The following is a 17930-nucleotide window of genomic DNA, read 5'->3' as shown; positions in this document are numbered from 1 at the left end:
CGGCGGCGCGTGACGCGGTACGCACACCGCGCTCCGCGCCGCTTTTTTCAGCGGCGGCCCAGTCGGCGCTCGCCCTGCGTGCCGGTCGAGTAGGGCAGTCCGTAGTGGGCGAAGATCCGCGGCTCGTCCTCGGCGAGCAGTTCCCCGTCGGTATCGATCGACGGGGCGTTCTTGGCGAGTTGCCTGTCCCACGGGATCTTCAGGTAATTCGGCCCGACGGTGGCCTCGGCGAGCGGAACGAAGACGAGCCGCCGTTTGGTGGGCAGGCCGACCGTGACCGTGGCGAACGACGGGGCGTCCGTGGCGGTGTCGACATAGATGGCTTCCAGCGAGCCGATCTTCCGCTTCTCGCCATCGACCACATCGTGACCGCGGTACTCCCGGATGTCCTCGGCTTCGAACATGCGCGACTCGCCTCTCCTCTGCTTATCCTCTGTTTATCCGTCTTTCCAGGACGGTATCGGGCCATGACATCGAACCGATGCCGACCGCGCCCGTATCCGCCGTCCGGGGGGCGGACGGTTACCCACGAAAAACATTCCCGGTCGGTGTACGAAATCAACACAGTTGGCTCAAGACGGTCGGGATCGACCCGAAAGGCGTTCACCACGGCGTGAGCGGCCAAAGCGCTGGCGGGCGCGCGGTACATACAGGCATCCTGGCGCCATGTTGATCAGGGAAGCCACCACCGAGGACTGGCCCGCCATCTGGCCGTTCTTCCACCGGATCGCCGCCGCCGGCGAGACCTTCACCTACCCCGTCGAGCTCAGCGAGACCGACGGGCGGGACATGTGGCTCGTCGCGCCCCCGAACCGTACCGTCGTCGCCGTCGACGACGCGGGTACGGTCCTGGGCACGGCGAAGATGAACCGGAACCACATGGGCAACGCCTCGCACATCGCGAGCGCGAGCTACATGGTCGACCCGGCGCACGCGGGGCGCGGGGTGGGCAGGGCGCTCTGTACGTACACGATCGACTGGGCGCGGGCGGCCGGGTTCCGCGCGATGCAGTACAACGCCGTCGTCGAGACCAACACGCACGCGGTGAAGCTGTACAGGTCACTCGGCTTCGAGGTGGTGGGCACGCTCCCGGAGGGCTTCCTGCACCCGGCGCACGGCTATGTCGGGATGCACATCATGCACCGCGCGCTCTGAGCGCGGGACCCTACGTACACGACACGCACTAGCGGTCCTGGAGCACGGACAGGATGTTCCCCGCCGGGTCCGTGAACCACGCGATGTACGGGCCGCCGCCGCGGAAGATGGCCTTGTCGTCCGCCTCCATACCGGGATAGCGCCGGAAGGTCACGCCGCGGCGGCCCAACTCGTCCACCGCCGCGTCGATGTCGGCCACCGGGAAGTTGAGAATCGTGAATGTCGCGGGTGTGTGGTCGGGCTTCGGGTAGATCAGCACGTCCGCGCCGCCCGCGAGGCGCAGACGCAGCAGGCCGTGCTCCTCTTCGACCTTCAGTCCCAGCGTCTCTCCGTAGAACCGCCTCGCCTTCTCGATGTCGTTCACCGCGAATCCGCTGAACGCCTTGCTGTCGCCGAACATGACGGCCGTCCTTCCTCGATAGGGGCCGATGTGGGCTGTCGAAGAGGTAGACACCCGCGGGGCACGAGACTCATCGGTCGTTCCGGCGGTGATCGCGGACGGCGCTCACGGAGGCGACGGTCGGGCCCGTCGGGCCCGACCGGGCCGTCCGAGCTGTCCCGGCGGTATGAAGGACGCGCCCAGACCGAGCCAGGTGGCGGCGAAGAGCCATCCGCCCACGACATCCGTCGCCCAGTGCACCCCAAGATAGATCCGGGTCAGCCCCACCGCGACGGCCCAGCAGACGAGGAGCGCGATGAGCACTTCTCTCAGTCGGCCGGGGATCGCGTGGGAGCCGCGGCCGAACCGGACGAGTCCCCAGATCAGCAGACCCGCCGCGAGCGCCGACGTGGTCGTGTGTCCGGAGGGGAACGCGAAACCGGAGGCATGGGTCAGCCAGTCCGCCTTCGGCGGCCGGGGGCGGGCAGCCGCCGCCAGCAGGCCGTAGCGGGCGGCCTGCCCCGCGAGGAGGAACACCAGCGCGCCGGCCGCCGCCAGCAGCCGGTGCCGTGGATCGCGGCCCGCGAGCAGCCCGGCCACGATGGCGCAGAGATAGGGGTACGGGCCGGTGCCGCTGGCCGTTACGGCGCGCGCCGCCGTGATGCCCGCGGGGGACGAGCGGTGCCCCACCGACCAGTCGAGCGCGGCCGTGTCCAGCCGAAAGGGGGCGCCGTCGCGCGCGGTCGTGAAGACGGCCAGCAGGGCGAGGGCCGCGGCGCACAGCGCGGTGACGGCCAGCGGCCCCGTGCGGACGGCTCTGCGGATCGGCGGCGGTGCCGTACGGCTCACCGGCGGGCGACCAGTGGGCGCAGCGGGGTGTCGTGGAGCCGTTCGGCCAGCGGAGCGGTGCGTCGCGCGAGACTCATCAGCGCCCCGGCCACCACCGCCCCGACCAGCAGCCCGAGGACGACATCGTGCGGGTAGTGCGCCCCCACCCAGACCCGTGATCCGGCCATCAGCAGCGCGGCGGGGACCGCGAGCGCCGCGAGCACGGGGTCGACGAACAGCAGCGCGACGGCCGCCGCCCCCGCGATCGCGGCGTGGTTGCTCGGCAGCGACCAGTCGCCCAGCGGCGGGCAGGCCTCGATGGTGAGCGTGTGCAGCGTCTGACAGGGCCGTCGCTCCCGCATCACCGACTTGAGGGCCAGACCGGTGACATACGCCAGGACCAGCGCGAATGGGGCGGCGAGCGCCATGACGGGCCGCGCCGAGGACCGCGGGGCCCCGGCCGTCGGCCGGGCGCGCCACCACGCGGCCAGCAGGAGCCCGCCGAAGAAGACCAGACCGTACGTGGACCAGAAGGAGACGGCGGTGTCCAGCCGGCCGGGCGAGCGGTCCGCCAGGCTGGTCACGGACTTGTACAGACCCTCGTCGAACCATCGGTCCTCGGTGGCGGACGCGGCCCGCGGGCTCACCATCAACGTGCCTCCTCGGGGGAATCGGGCACGGTCCCGGCGGCTGGTGTCCCGGCGGTTCCGGTCCCGGCCGGGGAGGTGCCTGCCCGGCGCGAGCGCAGCACCTCAAGGCCCAGCGGAATGAGCGAGATGATCACGACCACCGCGACGATGGGCAGCAGATAGCGGTCGACATGGGGTACGGACGAGCCGAGCGCGTATCCGGCGAGCACGAGCCCGACGGTCCAGACCGCGCCGCCGATGACCTGCCAGAGGGTGAAGAGACGCGCGGGCACGTTCAGGGCGCCGGCCAGCGGGTTCAGCACGGTGCGTACGACCGGGACGAAGCGGGCGAGCACGATGGCCTTGGCGTGGCCGTACCGGTCGAGCAGTTCCTCCGCGCGGGCCGCCCCCTCGTGGAGCTTGCGGGCGCGGCTGCGCGCCAGCAGCGCCCGGCCGCCGCGCCGCCCGATCCAATAGCCGGTCTGCGCCCCCAGCAACGCTCCGAGGACCGAGGCGATCAGGACCTGCGCGAGCGAGAGACGCGCGGTCCCGTCCGCCCCGGAGACACAGAGCAGCCCCGCGGTGAAGAGCAGCGAGTCGCCGGGGAGGAAGAAGCCGACGAGAAGGCCGGTCTCGGCGAAGAGGACGAAGGCGATGCCGAGGGCGCCGAACGCGGCGAGCAGTGATCCCGCGTCGAGAGGGTTCACGGCCTGCGGCATCGTCGCGAGGGTGGATACGTCCATTGAAGGGCTGCTCCCATAATGGTGGACGGAGGATGGACAGGGATGTCCGTACGACGATCCGGTTGACTACAGTTCTGTAGACGGTCTACTTCACTGTAGACGAAGAGAACGGGAGGAGCGTTCCCATGGGCGACGACGGCGCGGAGCGGCGACCGGCGGGGGAGTTGGAAGCCGGTGTGCTCGCGGCGCTGTGGGCGGCCGAGGAACCGCTCACGCCCGGACGCGTTCAGGAAGCGCTCGGCGGATCGCTCGCCCGCACCACCGTCACCACGATTCTGTCCCGGCTGTACGAGAAGGGCAGTGTCACGCGCACCCGATCGGGGCGCGGCTACGCGTACTCCCCGACCGAGGACGCCCCCGGGCTGACCGCCCGCCGTATGCACTCCGAGCTGGCGAAGGACGAGGACCGCAGCGCGGTGCTCGCCCGCTTCGTCTCCCAGCTCAACGACGAGGACGAGCGAATGCTGCGCTCCCTGCTCGACGGCGGGGAGGCCGGATGACCTACCTCGTACTGATCCCACTGCTGATGCCGTTCCTCGCGGCCCCCGCCGCCTGCCGGGTCGCCGCCGTCCTCCCGCCGCGCCGCGCGGCCCAACTGCTCACCGCCGCCGCGCTGATCCTGGCCGTCAGCAGCTCGGCGGCCCTGGTGCTGCTGGTCGTACCGGGCGCGTCGTATCTGCCCGCCGTCGCCCTCCTCGGTGAACTCGCCGAGCCGCTGACGGCCGGACCGCCCCCCGTGACCATCGCGCTCGCACTCGTCGCCGGGGCTCTGCTGGTGTGGCGTACGGCGGCGCTCACCGCCGCCGCCCGGCGCGACCGGGCGGAGCTGCGCCGGGCAAGGACCGTCACCGGCGGTACGGACGGCGAGCTGGCGGTGGTGCGGGACGACCGGCCCGACGCCTACGCGCTGCCGGGGCGCCCCGGCCGGATCGTCGTGACCACGGGCATGCTGCGCGCCCTGGAACCGCCCGAGCGCGAGGCGCTGTTCGCCCATGAACGCGCCCATCTGCGCGGCCGCCACCATGTCCTGCTCAGGGCGGTGGAACTGGCCGCTCTCTGCCACCCCGCCCTGCGCGCGCTGCGCGAACCGCTCGGCTACGCGCTGGAGCGCGCCGCCGACGAGGCCGCCGCCGCGGCCGTCGGCGACCGGCGGCTCGCCGCCCGCGCGATCGGGCGTGCCGCGCTGGCCACCCGCGGTGCGCCGGGACTGTCCGGGGCGCTCAGACCCCGGACCGTACTCGCCGCGACCGCGGGCCCGGTGCCCCGGCGCGTCGCCGCGCTGCTCGGCACCGGCGCGAGCGGCCGGCCCGCGCTCACGCCCCGGACCCGCCGCCTCGTCGCGGGCGCCGTGCTGGTGTGTCTGACGCTGTCCGGCGGCTCGGCCATGGGGGCGGCGAACGATCTGCACACCCATATCGAGATCGCACAGGGAGAGAATCCCGGGCGCTGACCGGCGCTGCCGTCGCCGATACCCCGGGATTCCCCCGTCATTCGCCCGTCACCGGGAAGCCCGGCCGAACTCCAAGGTGTCCCCGAAGGAATCATCACCCCCTGTCCTCCGGCCAGGACCGCCGCCGTGTCTTCGATACTCGGGGGCGGAGGCCGGCGCGGAAGCGACCAGTGGGCGTTCCCGGCGAAGCGGCTCCGGCAGGGCTTCCGGTGTGATCAGAGTCGGCAGCGCGCGGTCCATACGCAGCGCGTCCACCGATTCCGCCAGCAACTCGTATTCCGTGGTGTCGTCGCGGGTGGCGACACGGATGAGACGCCCGGCCGCCAAATGCTCGGCGACCATGTCCTGATGGGCCGTGTCGTCCCGCCAGTTCCGAAGTGTCGTCGGTACGTCCGGCACGCTGCGCCCCACCGGAGTGAGTGCGGCGGCCGGAAAATGGTCGCTTTCCGGGCTGGGATCCAGCCGTTCCGCGATCCAGGTAGCTCGATCCCGCAACCACCACAGTGCAAGTGACAGAGTGGGAGCGCGATATGTTCCCAGCGGAACGCCGATTCGCTGTCCACCGCAGATTCCGTACGCGGTGACATGGCACAGGAATTCGTCATGCACGGCCGCTCTCCTTGCGCCGTTCTGTGGGCCTGATGGCCTGGGCCGCAGTGCTTTTGGAGTGACGTTGCGCGGGTACTGCCGGGCGCCGTGGCGGAGCGATTTCCCGGGGGAGTGGAAAACGACCCTGGAATGCCCGAACTTCCAACTATGAAGCCTTTACTGACTTCCTGTCACGACGCGGATCCGGCCAGATTCGGAGCGTAATCGCCGCCGCGTATGGCGGAAATTTCATGACACCGCGCCGCGCCGCCGCGCTCATCGGCGCCCGCCCATATGCCAGCATCTGCGGGTACCGCGCGACGCCGGCCTCGTCGGGGGCCGACAGGTCCCGACGCGATGGAGGACATCCCTCATGACCACGAACCCGCACGACGGCACCCCGTACGACCACACCTGGCACGACATCTCGCAGGACGACACGCTGATGACCGCCGTCGACGGCCGGACCGCCCTGCGGATGGAGCGCAGGCTCCCGCACCCTCCCGAGCGGGTCTGGGCCGCGCTCACCGAACCCGCCGCTCTCGCCCAGTGGTTCCCCTCGGAGGTGACCGTCGACCTCACCCCCGGTGGCGCGATGGGCTTCCACTTCCCCGGCGTCAGCGGACCGGGCATGACCGGCACCGTCACGGATGTCGACGAGCCCCGCCTCTTCGCGTTCACCTGGGGTGCCGACCATCTGAGCTGGTCCCTCGCGCCTGACGGCGAGGGCTCGCTGCTCACGCTCGTGCACACCTTCGACGATCTCCCGGGCGCGGCGAGCTTCGCCTCCGGCTGGCATCTCTGCATCACCGCCCTGGCCCAGCTGCTCGCCGGCGGCCCGGTCACCGTCGGCCGTGACACGGGCGAGCTGCACGAGACCTATGTACGCCGGTTCGGCCTCGGCCGTGGCACCGCCGAGACCGCCGAGACCACCGAGGGCGACGCCACCGGTCCGCGGATCCGGCTGGAACGTCAGCTGGTGCGGCCGGCCGCGACCGTCTGGGACGTCCTGTCGGCCGGTATCGAGCCGGTGGCGGGCCTGCCCGTGCCCGCCGGATTCACCGCCGGGAACGTCCCGGCGGGCCATGTCACGGAGGTACGGGCGCCGAAGTCGCTCACCTATACCTGGGAGCCGGCGGGATCGGTCACCTGGGAGCTGGGGGAGGGGACGGGGCACGGGGCCCGGCTGGTGCTGACCCAGACAGGTCCCGAGGGCGGCGACGCGGACGCGGCCCTGGCGGCCTGGCGGACCCGGATCGACCAGCTCGCGGCGGACCTCCTCAAAGCCTGACGACCGCCGCCCGGAGGTGCGCCTGCCGGCCGTTCCGGTCTTCGCCGCCAAGCAGGAGCCCGAGATGGCCTGGGCGTTGAGGACCGAGCCCGCCGAGCGGCGCGGCAAGAGCTGAGCGAGGACGCCGGGAGCTTCTGGAGCGCGCGCGGGGCGGTGGCCGGCGGCCACCGCCCCGCGCGTCACCCACCGGATGACCCGATCAGAGGTCGAACTCGTGCGGCGGCAGGTCGAGGGCGAAGCAGGCCTCGCGCACCACGGCCTGCTCCGTCTTGTCGAAGTCGCCGTCGGCGCCGCCGATGACGATGCCGATCTGAATGACGGCCCGCGCTTCGACGGGCTTCTTCCTGGCCTTGCCCACCTCCTGGAGGAGGCCCACCTTGCCGAACGTGAAGTCGGCGGCGAGCTTGTTCAGATAGTCGTCGAAGCGGCGCTGGAGGTCTTCCGCGGGGAAGTTCCGCAGCACCTCATTGGTGGCGATCAACGAGGCGACCCGCTGGCGCTCGGCGGGGTCGACGGAGCCGTCGGCCGCCGCGACCAGCGCGCACATCGCCATGCTCGCGTCGCGGAACGAGCCGCTCTTGAGGTCGTTCTTCTTCGCCATGAGCTGCGTCTGCATCGTCGCGGCGGATTCCTTGAACCGGTCCCACAGGGCCATTCCGTCATCTCTCCTCAGGTGTCACACAGAGCCACTCCGACAACGCGCGGGACCGGCGTCGCGTGCCCGTCGGGTGGAGCCGGTCGCGATCCGGAGAGGCGTTCGCCCTCAGGGCGCCCCCTTTCATACGATCGCGATGTCGTCCGTCACCGCACCAGAGCTGGGAGAGCACCTGCCATGGCCACCGAGCCGATCGACTCCAACGACTCCACCGCGCCCACCGAATCCTCGCTTCAGAACGTCTCGTTCCCGAGCGCGGGTACGACCGCCTACGGCTATCTCGCCGTACCGCCCGCCGGACACGGCCCCGGCCTGATCGTCATTCAGGAGTGGTGGGGCCTGACCGCCCACATCAAGGACATCGCCGACCGCTTCGCACGGGCGGGCTTTGTCGCGCTCGCCCCCGATCTGTACGGCGGCCGGGTCGCCCACGACTCCGGCGAGGCGCTGCGCATGATGAGCGCGCTGCCCACCGACCGGGGAGTCGAACTGCTCTCCGGCGCCGTCGACTATCTGCTCGCACGGCCCGAGACGGACGGCGACACGATCGGCACCGTCGGCTTCTGCATGGGCGGCGGATTCGTGCTCAGCCTCGCCGCCAAGGACCAGCGGATCTCCGCGGCCGTACCGTTCTACGGCGTCAACCGGGACGGCGTCCCCGACTTCTCGAACCTCAAGGCCGACATCCTGGGCCACTACGGCGCGGAGGACGACACCGTCTCGCCGTCGAGCCTCAAGGAACTGCGCACCGCGATCGAGTCCCAGTCCGGGATCGTGCCGGTCATCCATGTCTACCCGGGGGCGGGCCACGCCTTCTTCAACGACGGCCGCCCCGAGGCGTACCACGCCGAATCCGCCGCGCTCGCCTGGGAGCGTACGATCACCTTCCTCCGCGAGCGGCTCGGCGCCTCGGACTGACGTCCTACCGCGGCCGACGCGGGGCCGGCCGCCGGTCAGTTGAGCGCGGCGCCCCGCGACAGCAGCAGCGCGACATCGACACCCGCGACCACGATCGCCGCGAGGAACGGCGCCTTGGGACGGCGGCGGCCCAGCAGTGAGCCGCCGACCGCCGTGATCAGCGCCACCGTGACGGCGACGGCACCGAGCGCGCCCGCTCCGCCGAGCGCGAGCAGGACCGTCGCCGCCACCAGCGGGGCCGGCAGCAGCAGCCGTACCGCGGCCGGCCCCAGCCGCTGCGGCCAGCCCCATACCCCCCCGGCGAGATCCGTCTCGATGTCGGGCAGCACATTGCCGAGATGCGCGCCGACCCCCACCAGCGCCGCGGCGGTGACGACCCACCAGACCGGCCGGGGCTGCCCCGGCAGACCGAGCGTCACAAAGGCGGGCAGGGAAGCGAACCCGATCGCGTACGGCAGCCACGACAGCACCGTCGACTTCAGCCGGACGTTGTACAGCCAGGCCGCGGCCACCCCCACCAGATGCACCACGCCCGCGAGCGTCCCGTACGCCAACGACAACGGCACGCACAGAGCCAGCGCCATCAGCGCGGCGGCCCCTACGGTACGCACGCCGACGGCCCCGCCCACCACGGGCTTGGCGCGCCGTCCGGCCGCGGTGTCGCGCGCCGCGTCGACGGCGTCATTGCTCCAGCCGACCGACAACTGACCCGTCAGAACGGCGGCGGTCACCAGCAGACAGCCGGACGCGTCCTGCCCGGCGGCCACCGCGAGCCCCGCGACCAGCAGCGTCACCGCGACCGTGGGCCCCGGATGACACGCACCCAGCAGCGCGGCCACCCGGCGCGGCCGGTGCCCCGGCGGGCCTGTCGGTGTACGGACGATGCTCCCCGGCTGGTCGATGGCGTCCACGCGCTCATCGTAGGCAGCGCCACCGACAGCGGGCGGCCGTCACGCCGTAGCCCTCGCGAACGCCGAACCGCCCGTCACGGCGCGGTCGTACAACCGCCCCTGAGGGGCCGTACAGGCGACTTCGTGTGTGGCGCGACCGAGCGGGGGCAGGGATGGCACGTCAGTCGCCCCCCGACCCCGACCTCGGACCGCAGATGACAAGCATCGCAGCCGTCCACGGAGCCCTGGCTCCGCATCGGTACCCCCAGCACGAGATCACGGACATGGTCGCCAGGACCTGTCTGCCCGCAGGTGCCGACAGGAAGGTTCTCGACCGGCTGCACCGCGGTGCGCGCGTGGCCACGCGCCATACGGCCCTGCCCCTCGACCGGTACGACCGTCTTACGGACTTCGGGGCGGTGAACGACGCCTTCATCGCCGGGGCGTTACCGCTGGGAGCCGAGGCGGTCGGCGGGGCGCTGGAGGCGGCGGGGCTGTCCCCACGCGATGTCGATCTGCTGATGTTCACCTCGGTGACGGGTATCGCCGCGCCGTCGGTGGACGCGCGCCTCGTCGGGCGGCTCGGCCTGCGCTCCGACGTCAAAAGAGTGCCGGTGTTCGGGCTCGGCTGTGTGGCGGGGGCGGCCGGCATCGCCCGGCTGCACGACTATCTGCTCGGACGGCCCGACGATGTGGCCGTCCTCCTCTCCGTCGAGCTCTGCTCGCTCACCTTCCAGCGCGACGACGTCTCGTCCGCCAACCTCGTCGCCACCGCGCTCTTCGGGGACGGCGCCGCGGCCGTGGTCGCCTGTGGCCCCCGCCGCCGGGCCGCCGGCCCCGTCGTCGTCGACACACGCAGCCAGCTCTATCCGGACACCGAGCAGACCATGGGCTGGGACATCACGGGCTCCGGCTTCCGTATCGTCCTGGACGCGAGCGTTCCGGATCTTGTCCGCAAGAACCTCGCGGCGGACGTCGACGGATTCCTCGCCGACAACGGTCTGACGCGTGACGACATCACCGCGTGGGTGTGCCACCCCGGCGGGCCGAAGGTGCTGGAAGCGGTCGAGGAGGTGCTGCGACTGCCCGCCGACGCGCTCGACATGACCTGGCGTTCGCTGGCGGCGGTGGGGAATCTGTCGTCCTCGTCCGTGCTGCATGTGCTGCGTGACACGCTGGCCGAGCGCCCGCCACCGCCCTGTACGTACGGGCTGCTGCTGGCGATGGGGCCCGGATTCTGCTGCGAACTGGTGCTGCTGCGCTGGTAGGGCCGACGGCCGGCTCGCGGGCGGCGCCGGCGGCGCCGAGTGGGGACGGGGAGAGAGACCGACGGACGGGGAGAGATGATCTGGTACACCGCGCTGGTACTGGCCATGGGAGCGGAGCGCGTCGCCGAACTCGTCGTCGCCCGCCGCAACGCGCGCTGGAGTCTGGCGCGCGGCGCCGTCGAGCGGGGGCGGCGGCACTACCCGCCGATGGTCGCCCTGCACACCCTGTTGCTGCTCGGCTGTCTCGTGGAAGTGTGGCTGGCCGACCGGCCGTTCGACCCGTCGCTCGGCTGGCCGATGGTGGCGGTCGTGCTGGCCGCGCAGGCGCTGCGCTGGTGGTGCGTCCATACGCTCGGCCCGCGCTGGAACACCCGGGTGCTGGTCGTGCCGGGACTTCCGCTCGTGACGGGCGGCCCGTACCGGCTGCTGCGGCACCCCAACTATGTGGCGGTGGTGGCGGAAGGGATCGCGCTGCCGCTCGTGCACGGCGCCTGGGTGACCGCGCTGGTGTTCACCACGCTCAACGCGGTGCTGCTGACGATCCGGATACGGTGCGAGAACCGCGCGCTGGAGTCGGCCGCCGAGGGCGCTCTGCCGTGATCGATCTGCTGGTGGTGGGCGGCGGACCCGCCGGTCTCGCCACCGCGGTGCATGCCGCGCGGGCCGGCCTGGAGACGGTGGTGATCGAGCCCCGTACCACCCCCGTCGACAAGGCGTGCGGCGAAGGCGTGATGCCACGGGGCGTACGTGCGCTGTCCGCCCTCGGCCTCGGCCCGCTCCCGGGCCATCCGCTGCGCGGCATCCGCTATGTCCATGGCGCCCACCGGGCCGAGGCGCCGTTCGACGACGGCCTCGGACTCGGGGTACGGCGTACGGAACTCCACGCCGCGCTGGCGCGACGGGCCGCCGAGGCCGGCGTGAGGACGGTGACCGGCCGGGTCGACGAGGTGGAGCAGAGCGCGGACTCCGTGACCGCGGGCGGACTGCGGGCGCGCTGGCTGGTGGCCGCGGACGGGCTGCGCTCACCCGTGCGCCGCCGCCTCGGCCTGGACCTCCCGGATCCGCGGCCCCGGCGGTACGGGCAGCGGCGGCACTACCGGATGAAGCCCTGGACGGACTTCGTGGAGGTCCACTGGTCGTCCTCGGGACGGGCGGGGGAGGCGTATGTGACGCCCGTGGCGGACGATCTGGTCGGGGTGGCCGTACTGACCACGGCGAAGGGCGGTTACGACGACCATCTGGCCCGCTTCCCGCGGCTGCTCCCGCTGCTGGACGGTGAGCAGGTCGGCGCCGTGCGCGGCGCGGGCCCCCTGCGCCAGCGGGTACGCCGCCGCAGCGCCGGCCGGGTGCTGCTCGTCGGCGACGCCGCGGGCTATGTCGACGCCCTCACCGGCGAGGGCATCGCGCTCGCGCTGGCGTCGGCGGAGGCGGCCGTGCGGTGTCTGAGGGCCGGCCGGCCGCAGGAATACGAGCGGCGGTGGCGTGCGCTGTCCCGGCGCCACCGGCTGCTGACGGAGGGGCTGCTGAGGGTCAGTGGCCACGAGGCGGGAGCCCGGCTGATCGTCCCGGCGGCGGCCAGGATGCCCGCGGTGTTCGCGGCGGCGGTACGCGCCCTTCAGTGAGAGCCGGTCAGGCGCGGGGGCCGTCCGGCGCGGGGCCCCGGATCAGGGTGAGAGACCGCCCGTCGTGTCCGTCCCCGGAGGCGTCATCGCGTTCACCGAGTGCGGAAGTACGGTCACGAGATAGTCCGCGATCGTCGCCTCCAGACCGATGTCGCGCCCCGCCGCCTCCGAGAGGTACCAGCGGTGCTCAAGCACCTCGTGGTAGATCTGCGCCGCGTCCATCTCGCCGCGCGTCTCCAGCGGTACGGCCCGCACGGTCGGCCGGAAGACATCGCGGACCCAGCGGTGTGCGAGGACCTCGGGCCGTGCCCCCAGCGGATCGCCGGGTGCGTAGTCCTCCTCGCCGGCCATCCAGCTCTCCAGGTCGTTGAGCAGCCGGCGCGCCTGGTTCTCCTCGGCGTCCAGTCCGGTCAGCCGCAGCAACTGCCGCTGATGATGGCCCGCGTCCACCACCTTCGGCAGGAAGGTGACCGTGTCACCGACCGGGGAGCGCTCGATCTGCATCTCCGCGACATCGAAGCCCAGATCGTTGAGCCGGCGGATCCGGCGGTCGATGTAGTGCCGCTTGTCCACCGGGTACACCGACTCCCGCGTCACCTCGTGCCAGAGGTCCTCGTACCGCTGGACGATCGCCGCGCCGAACGGCACCGGATCGACGGAAGGGTGCAGCGCACCCGACGCCTCCAGGTCCATCAGCTCCCCGGCGATGTTCACCCGCGCCAGCTCGATGTCGTAATCGCGCTGTCCCGGGCTCAGGTTCTGCTGGATCTGCCCGGTCTCGGCGTCCACCAGATACGCGGCGTACGCGCCCGCGTCACGCCGGAAGAGCGCGTTCGACAGCGAGCAGTCGCCCCAGGCGAACCCGGCGAGATGCAGTCGCACCAGCAGCACGGCCAGCGCGTCCATCAGCCGCTTGACGGTGGTCGGCCGCATCGTCGACTCGAACATCGAGCGGTACGGCAGCGATCCCTTGAGATGCCGTGTGATCAGCGCGGGCTCCAGGGGCGCCCCGTCCGCGTCCACCCGCCCGGTCACCACCGCGACCGGGTCCACGGCCGGGACACCGAGGCGGTGCAGATCGCGGAGCAGACCGAACTCGCGCACGGCGCCGCGCTCGGATATCTCCTTCACCGCCACGACCTCGGGCCCGGCCGAGGCGAAGCGCACCACATGGCGCGAGATACCGCGGGGGAGCGCGACCAGACACTCCTCGGGCCACTGGTCGAGCGGGATGTTCCAGGGCAGATCCAGCAGCACGGCCGGCTGCTCCGGATTGGTCGCGCTGATCTGGAGCGCCATCGTGCCTCCCACGGCGGTCGTCGGCGGGCACCGGACACGGAACCGCCCCGGACAGTGTGCCGGGTCGGGTCGGCGGCCGGAGGGGCGCGGGGGTGCACAGGTGTATACCCTGAGGGTGAACGGTTGTGCACCCCTGCCGCTTTCCCTCAGTGCTTCCCCTTACGGAGAGAGATGCCCGAAGCGATATCCGAGCCCCCCGAGCCCTCCGAATCCTCCGAGCCCTCCGAATCCTCCGAGCCCCCCGAACCCTCCGCCTCCGAGCCCTCCGCACCGCACCCCAGATTCCTCGTCGCCGTCCTGGCGTTCTGCGGCGTGGTCGTGGCTGTCATGCAGACGCTGGTCATACCGCTCCTTCCGCACATCCCCGCGCTCACCGGCGCCACCCCCGCCGCCGCCAGCTGGCTGGTGACGATCACGCTGCTCACCGGCGCCATCTGCACCCCCGTGCTCGGGCGGGTCGGCGACATGTACGGCAAGCGCCGGGTGCTCCTCGCCTCGCTCGGCGTGCTGACCGCCGGCTCCGTCCTGTGCGCGGTCAGCTCCCACATCGGGGTGCTGATCACCGGCCGGGCCCTCCAGGGCGCCGCGCTCGCCGTCGTACCCCTCGGCATCAGCATCATGCGGGACGAGCTGGCACCCGACCGGGTGCTGTCCTCGGTCGCCCTGATGAGCTCGACCCTGGGCATCGGCGCGGCGGTCGGACTGCCCGTCGCCGCCCTGGTCGTCGAGCACTACGACTGGCACACGATGTTCTGGGCGTCCGCCGGGCTGGGCCTGCTCGACATCGTGCTGGTGCTGCTCTGCGTACCCGAATCACCCCTGCGCACCCGGGGCCGCTTCGACGCACTCGGCGCGCTCGGGCTGTCCGCCGCCCTGGTCGGCCTGTTGCTGGCCGTCACCCAGGGCGGGGCATGGGGCTGGACATCCGTCCCCACCCTCGGGCTGCTCGTCCTCGCCGTGCTGATCGGCCTCCTCTGGGGCCGCTACGAGCTGCGCGTCACCACCCCCATGGTCGATCTGCGGGTCTCCGCGCGACCCGCCGTGCTGCGGGCCAATATCGCCGCCCTGCTGATCGGCTTCGCGTTCTACGCCAACTCCCTGACCACCGCGCAGATGGTGCAGGAGCCCACGAGCACCGGTTACGGCCTGGGCGCCTCCCTCGTCGTCAGCGGACTGTGCCTGCTGCCCGGCGGCCTCACGATGGTCGCCCTGTCCCCGGTGTCCGCGCGGATCTCCGCCGCGTATGGCCCCAAGACCACGCTCGTGCTCGCCTCGGCCGTCCTGGCCGTCGGCTACGCGGTGCGCTTCTTCACCAGCCACCGGCTGTGGACGATCATCCTCGGTGCCACCGTCGTCGCCGCGGGTACCGCCATCGCGTACTCGGCGCTGCCCGCGCTCGTGATGCGCGCGGTGCCCGTCAGCGAGACAGGTGCCGCCAACGGCCTCAACACCCTGATGCGCTCGGTCGGACAGGCCTTCTGCAGCGCGGCGGTCGCCGCCGTACTCACCAGCCTCACCTTCGAGGCCGGGGGCCGTACCGCCCCCACACTCCACGCCTATCTGCTGGTCTTCGTCATCGCGGGCGGCGCCGCGCTCCTCGCGCTGGCCGTCACCCTGTGTCTGCCGCGTCAGCGGGGACGCGCGCCCGGTAGCGTCGCACGGGACAGGACGACATCGCTTGCCCGGGAGGGCGCATGAACGGGCAGGCAGCCGACGGGGCGGCGGGCGGCGTGGCGGCGGCCGAGGCGGGTACGGGACGGGACGCGATCCTGCGGGCGGCGCGGCGCGCGTTCGCCTTCCGGCCCTATGCCGAGGTCACGATGCGGGGCATCGCCGCCGACGCGGGGGTCAGCGCCTCGCTCATCGTCAAGCATTTCGCCACCAAGGAAAGGCTGTTCAACGCCGTCGCCGACTTCGAGGCCGCGGCGGACCAGCTCTTCGCGGCACCCCTGGACACGCTCGGCAGACATCTGGTGCTGACCATGCTGCGCAGCCGCCGCGAGCGCCAGGCGGACCCCCTGCTGCGCGTCGTGTTCTCGCTCGGCCACGACGACGAACGCACCCTGCTGCGCGAGCGCTTCGGCGCGCAGATCACCGAGCGGCTGGCCGGGGCGCTGACCGGCCGTGAACGCGCTCTGCGCGCCGAACTCATCTCCGGCCAACTGCTCGGGCTCGGCGCCACGCTCAGCCTGTACCGCGAAGGCGCCACCGGACGGGCCGCCCCCGAACGGCTGGCCGAACTGTACGCGCCCGCGCTCCAGCGTCTGATCGACGCCGGCTGAGCGGCTGAGCGCCTGATCGGCCCCCGGCCGGCGGCCGGCGGAGTCTCAGCGGCTCAGCAGCAGCTCGGTGTTGCGGTCCGTGGACTTGCCCGCGGGGGCGGTGGTGGAACCCGGTGCGTTGTGCGACAACTCCCGGTAGAGGGCGGCGAGACCGGTCTGCGAAAGGTCCTCGAAGTCCGTCCTGTGCGGCGCCGCCGACTCGATCAGCGTGGTGAACAGCGAGAGTGTGCCGTCCCCGTTGTCCGCGATCTCGATGACCCGGGCGAGCTGCGGGAAGTCGATGTGCGAGGCGGTGGAGATCTCCCAGAAGCTGCCGTGCGGCAGGATCGAGTTGCGGTGGCTGTGCCCGTTGACCCAGGCCAGCACATTGCGGTTGCGCTTGAGCAGCGCCAGGACCTCGTCGCCGCTGTGCCGGGCCTCGCCCGGGTGGGCGGGGTCGGGGTGGGTGTTGGTCATCGTCCAGCTGTTGTGATGGCTGAAGATGACGACGTATCCGTCCCGGTGCTCCGTGAGCTTGCGCTTCAGCCAGTTGAGCTGGGCGGTGTTGAGCGAGCCGGTGAAGTGCCCACCGCGGTCCGTGGTGTCGAGGCTGATGCCGGTGACGTTCTCGCCCATCGGGAACGTGTAGTAGAGCGTGTCGTTGTCCAGATTGGCCGCGGTATAGCCATGTCCGGCCGGACCGGCGCCCACCCGGGCCGGGTCGAGGTGCGCTTTCAGATACTCGCGCGGCCCGAACGGCGCCCTGCGCGGATCGGCGGTGATGGAGCGCATCGCGCGCTTCGAGCGGCGCAGCAGGCCGATCAGCTTCGCCCCGTTGGGGTCCCCGCCCTTCGAGAGGAGCTTCAGTAGCTGCTTGGCCTCGGCGTCGGGGATTCCGTACAGCTTCTTCGCACCGACGGCGAACTCCGCGAGGTAGCCGGAAGGGTCGGCCATCGCGCCGCTGGCCAACCCGTCGTGATTGCCGACGGTCGAGTACCACGGGATCCGCAGACCCGGGCTGTTCACCGAGCGGATCGCGGCGTCGAGGAACCCGTCGATACGCGGGTAACCGAGCCGCTTGTCGGTGTCGCGCCCGGAGTCCTCCGGATGCCAGAACAGTCGCTCGTCGGAGTTCTGCACCCCTTCGTAGCGCTGGAGGTCACCGGTGTTGGGGGTGATACGGCCACCGCTCATCACCGTGAGGAACCAGTCCAGTTCCGCCCGGGAGTTGTTGTCGGTGTTGTCACCGGTCGTCACGGCGAAGGACAGCGGCGCCCCGGTCACGGGCCCGGCCTTCAGCGCGTTGATCTGCTCGATCAGGGCCACCGCGCCCGGGACGGTGAGCGCCTCCTGCGGCCGCCACCCCGAGAGCTGCTGCGAGCGCAGATACTCGGTGCGTACCGGGTGCTGGACATCCACCAGATGCAGATCGGTGAGCTGGACGAACGAGCTGAGTACGGTACGCCGTTGGGCGCGGCCGGGGCGCGGGGCCGCCAGCGTCTCGCGGACGACCCTGCGCCAGCCGGGACCGTCGCCGAGCCGTCGGAAGGCCGCGGCGCTGTCGCGCGGCGCGGCCACCGTGTCCAGCGTCGTACGGGCGGGGACGGTACGCGCGGGCGTGGCCGGGGCGGCGGGGGTACGGGGGCCGGGAACGGAGGGCGTCGCGGTCGCTCCGGGCGCGGCGGCCGCCTCTCCGGGACCGCCGCCCGCGCCGAGCGCCAGCCCGATTCCGGCGGAGACGCCGACCGCTCCGGTGGCGGTGAGGAAGGAGCGGCGGTCGACGGCGGTGACTGCGGAGCGTATGCGTGTCATTCTGCGGCCTCCCGAGTGCGAGCGCATTGACGAGCGCGCCGGGGACGGCCCCCTGGCTACTCCTCGATGGTTGACACTGGGCGTGGCCTGCGCGTGAACGACGTTCCAACGGCCAACACCGATCACCACACAGGGATCACCG

19 protein-coding genes and 1 pseudogene are annotated in these 17930 nt (G+C 71.9%); 10 read left to right on the top strand and 10 right to left on the bottom strand.

The window, feature by feature from the left end; translation table 11 throughout:
* Positions 1 to 47: 47 nt before the first annotated feature.
* Positions 48 to 404 (bottom strand): PRC-barrel domain-containing protein, encoded by a 357-nt coding sequence (locus ABTZ59_RS13110; protein WP_351395285.1) that lies wholly within the window; start codon positions 402 to 404, stop codon positions 48 to 50.
* A 262-nt stretch (positions 405 to 666) separates the two neighbouring features.
* Between ABTZ59_RS13110 and ABTZ59_RS13105 the strand changes: the two genes are divergently transcribed.
* A complete protein-coding gene (locus ABTZ59_RS13105) occupies positions 667 to 1155 on the top strand; it encodes a GNAT family N-acetyltransferase (protein WP_351395282.1) in 489 nt (162 codons plus the stop codon).
* 28 nt (positions 1156 to 1183) lie between these two features.
* Here ABTZ59_RS13105 and ABTZ59_RS13100 read toward each other — a convergent pair whose 3' ends face one another.
* The 4 genes from ABTZ59_RS13100 to ABTZ59_RS13085 form a co-directional block, all read right to left on the bottom strand.
* Entirely contained in the window at positions 1184 to 1555 is a 372-nt protein-coding gene (locus tag ABTZ59_RS13100) for a VOC family protein (protein ID WP_351395279.1), read from the bottom strand.
* A 105-nt stretch (positions 1556 to 1660) separates the two neighbouring features.
* Positions 1661 to 2383 carry a phosphatase PAP2 family protein gene (locus tag ABTZ59_RS13095; protein WP_351395277.1) on the bottom strand — a complete coding sequence of 241 codons (723 nt, stop codon included), beginning with the start codon at positions 2381 to 2383 and terminating at the stop codon, positions 1661 to 1663.
* Complete coding sequence (locus tag ABTZ59_RS13090; RefSeq protein WP_351395274.1) at positions 2380 to 3012, bottom strand: phosphatase PAP2 family protein; 633 nt, start codon at positions 3010 to 3012, stop codon at positions 2380 to 2382. Before ABTZ59_RS13090 ends, ABTZ59_RS13095 begins: the two co-directional genes overlap by 4 nt.
* A complete protein-coding gene (locus tag ABTZ59_RS13085; protein ID WP_351395271.1) occupies positions 3012 to 3734 on the bottom strand; it encodes a DedA family protein in 723 nt (240 codons plus the stop codon). The genes ABTZ59_RS13090 and ABTZ59_RS13085 overlap by 1 nt, the downstream gene beginning before the upstream one ends.
* 125 nt (positions 3735 to 3859) lie before the next feature.
* Here ABTZ59_RS13085 and ABTZ59_RS13080 point away from each other — a divergent pair, with 125 nt between their 5' ends.
* Together ABTZ59_RS13080 and ABTZ59_RS13075 are read left to right on the top strand one after the other, a co-directional pair.
* Positions 3860 to 4234, top strand: coding sequence for a BlaI/MecI/CopY family transcriptional regulator (locus ABTZ59_RS13080; RefSeq protein WP_351395268.1), 375 nt, complete (start codon positions 3860 to 3862; stop codon positions 4232 to 4234).
* A complete protein-coding gene (locus tag ABTZ59_RS13075) occupies positions 4231 to 5184 on the top strand; it encodes a M56 family metallopeptidase (protein ID WP_351395265.1) in 954 nt (317 codons plus the stop codon). The genes ABTZ59_RS13080 and ABTZ59_RS13075 overlap by 4 nt, the downstream gene beginning before the upstream one ends.
* A 201-nt stretch (positions 5185 to 5385) precedes the next feature.
* On the opposite strand, the pseudogene ABTZ59_RS13070 reads toward ABTZ59_RS13075, so the two are convergent.
* A pseudogene (locus tag ABTZ59_RS13070) lies at positions 5386 to 5793 on the bottom strand (hypothetical protein); the annotation flags it as partial.
* 352 nt (positions 5794 to 6145) lie between these two features.
* Between ABTZ59_RS13070 and ABTZ59_RS13065 the strand changes: the two are divergent.
* Positions 6146 to 7063, top strand: coding sequence for an SRPBCC domain-containing protein (locus tag ABTZ59_RS13065; protein WP_351395262.1), 918 nt, complete (start codon positions 6146 to 6148; stop codon positions 7061 to 7063).
* Positions 7064 to 7262: 199 nt separating this feature from the next.
* Here the strand turns inward: ABTZ59_RS13065 and ABTZ59_RS13060 are convergent, their stop codons facing one another.
* Positions 7263 to 7718 (bottom strand): tellurite resistance TerB family protein, encoded by a 456-nt coding sequence (locus tag ABTZ59_RS13060; RefSeq protein WP_351395259.1) that lies wholly within the window; start codon positions 7716 to 7718, stop codon positions 7263 to 7265.
* Between the two features lie 177 nt (positions 7719 to 7895).
* On the opposite strand from ABTZ59_RS13060, the gene ABTZ59_RS13055 reads away from it, so the two are divergent.
* Positions 7896 to 8636, top strand: coding sequence for a dienelactone hydrolase family protein (locus ABTZ59_RS13055; protein WP_351395257.1), 741 nt, complete (start codon positions 7896 to 7898; stop codon positions 8634 to 8636).
* 35 nt (positions 8637 to 8671) lie between these two features.
* On the opposite strand, the gene ABTZ59_RS13050 is transcribed toward ABTZ59_RS13055, so the two are convergent.
* Positions 8672 to 9547, bottom strand: a complete 876-nt coding sequence (locus ABTZ59_RS13050) for a UbiA family prenyltransferase (RefSeq protein WP_503002712.1) — start codon at positions 9545 to 9547, stop codon at positions 8672 to 8674.
* A 194-nt stretch (positions 9548 to 9741) separates the two neighbouring features.
* On the opposite strand from ABTZ59_RS13050, the gene ABTZ59_RS13045 reads away from it, so the two are divergent.
* From ABTZ59_RS13045 to ABTZ59_RS13035, 3 genes are all read left to right on the top strand, one after another.
* The gene (locus tag ABTZ59_RS13045; RefSeq protein WP_351395254.1) at positions 9742 to 10794 is read left to right on the top strand and encodes a type III polyketide synthase; all 1053 of its coding nucleotides are present in this window, start codon (positions 9742 to 9744) and stop codon (positions 10792 to 10794) included.
* A 75-nt stretch (positions 10795 to 10869) separates the two neighbouring features.
* Complete coding sequence (locus tag ABTZ59_RS13040) at positions 10870 to 11394, top strand: isoprenylcysteine carboxyl methyltransferase family protein (protein ID WP_351395251.1); 525 nt, start codon at positions 10870 to 10872, stop codon at positions 11392 to 11394.
* Positions 11391 to 12416: an NAD(P)/FAD-dependent oxidoreductase gene (locus tag ABTZ59_RS13035; RefSeq protein ID WP_351395248.1), complete on the top strand. Its 1026-nt coding sequence runs from the start codon at positions 11391 to 11393 to the stop codon at positions 12414 to 12416. The genes ABTZ59_RS13040 and ABTZ59_RS13035 overlap by 4 nt, the downstream gene beginning before the upstream one ends.
* 42 nt (positions 12417 to 12458) lie before the next feature.
* Here ABTZ59_RS13035 and ABTZ59_RS13030 read toward each other — a convergent pair whose 3' ends face one another.
* A complete protein-coding gene (locus tag ABTZ59_RS13030; RefSeq protein WP_351395245.1) occupies positions 12459 to 13715 on the bottom strand; it encodes a DUF4032 domain-containing protein in 1257 nt (418 codons plus the stop codon).
* 171 nt (positions 13716 to 13886) lie between these two features.
* On the opposite strand from ABTZ59_RS13030, the gene ABTZ59_RS13025 reads away from it, so the two are divergent.
* A complete protein-coding gene (locus ABTZ59_RS13025) occupies positions 13887 to 15413 on the top strand; it encodes an MFS transporter (protein WP_351395242.1) in 1527 nt (508 codons plus the stop codon).
* Positions 15410 to 15997: a TetR/AcrR family transcriptional regulator gene (locus tag ABTZ59_RS13020; protein WP_351395239.1), complete on the top strand. Its 588-nt coding sequence runs from the start codon at positions 15410 to 15412 to the stop codon at positions 15995 to 15997. Before ABTZ59_RS13025 ends, ABTZ59_RS13020 begins: the two co-directional genes overlap by 4 nt.
* Before the next feature lie 45 nt (positions 15998 to 16042).
* Here ABTZ59_RS13020 and ABTZ59_RS13015 read toward each other — a convergent pair whose 3' ends face one another.
* Positions 16043 to 17788 (bottom strand): TIGR03767 family metallophosphoesterase, encoded by a 1746-nt coding sequence (locus tag ABTZ59_RS13015; protein ID WP_351395236.1) that lies wholly within the window; start codon positions 17786 to 17788, stop codon positions 16043 to 16045.
* Positions 17789 to 17930: the final 142 nt, after the last annotated feature.

This window comes from Streptomyces sp. NPDC094034 (genome assembly GCF_040303865.1).
Classification (GTDB): domain Bacteria; phylum Actinomycetota; class Actinomycetes; order Streptomycetales; family Streptomycetaceae; genus Streptomyces.
The sequence above is the reverse complement of the archived record's forward strand: the minus strand, read 5'-3'. Positions and strand labels throughout refer to the sequence as shown.

Bases quoted from the DNA above. Each gene is read 5' to 3' on its own strand.
- ABTZ59_RS13055 (WP_351395257.1), top strand. From the start codon at position 7,896: ATGGCCACCGAGCCGATCGACTCCAACGACTCCACCGCGCCCACCGAA.
- ABTZ59_RS13060 (WP_351395259.1), bottom strand. From the start codon at position 7,718: ATGGCCCTGTGGGACCGGTTCAAGGAATCCGCCGCGACGATGCAGACG.
- ABTZ59_RS13030 (WP_351395245.1), bottom strand. From the start codon at position 13,715: ATGGCGCTCCAGATCAGCGCGACCAATCCGGAGCAGCCGGCCGTGCTG.
- ABTZ59_RS13045 (WP_351395254.1), top strand. From the start codon at position 9,742: ATGACAAGCATCGCAGCCGTCCACGGAGCCCTGGCTCCGCATCGGTAC.
- ABTZ59_RS13025 (WP_351395242.1), top strand. From the start codon at position 13,887: ATGCCCGAAGCGATATCCGAGCCCCCCGAGCCCTCCGAATCCTCCGAG.
- ABTZ59_RS13090 (WP_351395274.1), bottom strand. From the start codon at position 3,012: ATGGTGAGCCCGCGGGCCGCGTCCGCCACCGAGGACCGATGGTTCGAC.
- ABTZ59_RS13075 (WP_351395265.1), top strand. From the start codon at position 4,231: ATGACCTACCTCGTACTGATCCCACTGCTGATGCCGTTCCTCGCGGCC.
- ABTZ59_RS13105 (WP_351395282.1), top strand. From the start codon at position 667: ATGTTGATCAGGGAAGCCACCACCGAGGACTGGCCCGCCATCTGGCCG.
- ABTZ59_RS13065 (WP_351395262.1), top strand. From the start codon at position 6,146: ATGACCACGAACCCGCACGACGGCACCCCGTACGACCACACCTGGCAC.
- ABTZ59_RS13085 (WP_351395271.1), bottom strand. From the start codon at position 3,734: ATGGACGTATCCACCCTCGCGACGATGCCGCAGGCCGTGAACCCTCTC.
- ABTZ59_RS13040 (WP_351395251.1), top strand. From the start codon at position 10,870: ATGATCTGGTACACCGCGCTGGTACTGGCCATGGGAGCGGAGCGCGTC.
- ABTZ59_RS13110 (WP_351395285.1), bottom strand. From the start codon at position 404: ATGTTCGAAGCCGAGGACATCCGGGAGTACCGCGGTCACGATGTGGTC.
- ABTZ59_RS13080 (WP_351395268.1), top strand. From the start codon at position 3,860: ATGGGCGACGACGGCGCGGAGCGGCGACCGGCGGGGGAGTTGGAAGCC.
- ABTZ59_RS13020 (WP_351395239.1), top strand. From the start codon at position 15,410: ATGAACGGGCAGGCAGCCGACGGGGCGGCGGGCGGCGTGGCGGCGGCC.
- ABTZ59_RS13015 (WP_351395236.1), bottom strand. From the start codon at position 17,788: ATGACACGCATACGCTCCGCAGTCACCGCCGTCGACCGCCGCTCCTTC.
- ABTZ59_RS13100 (WP_351395279.1), bottom strand. From the start codon at position 1,555: ATGTTCGGCGACAGCAAGGCGTTCAGCGGATTCGCGGTGAACGACATC.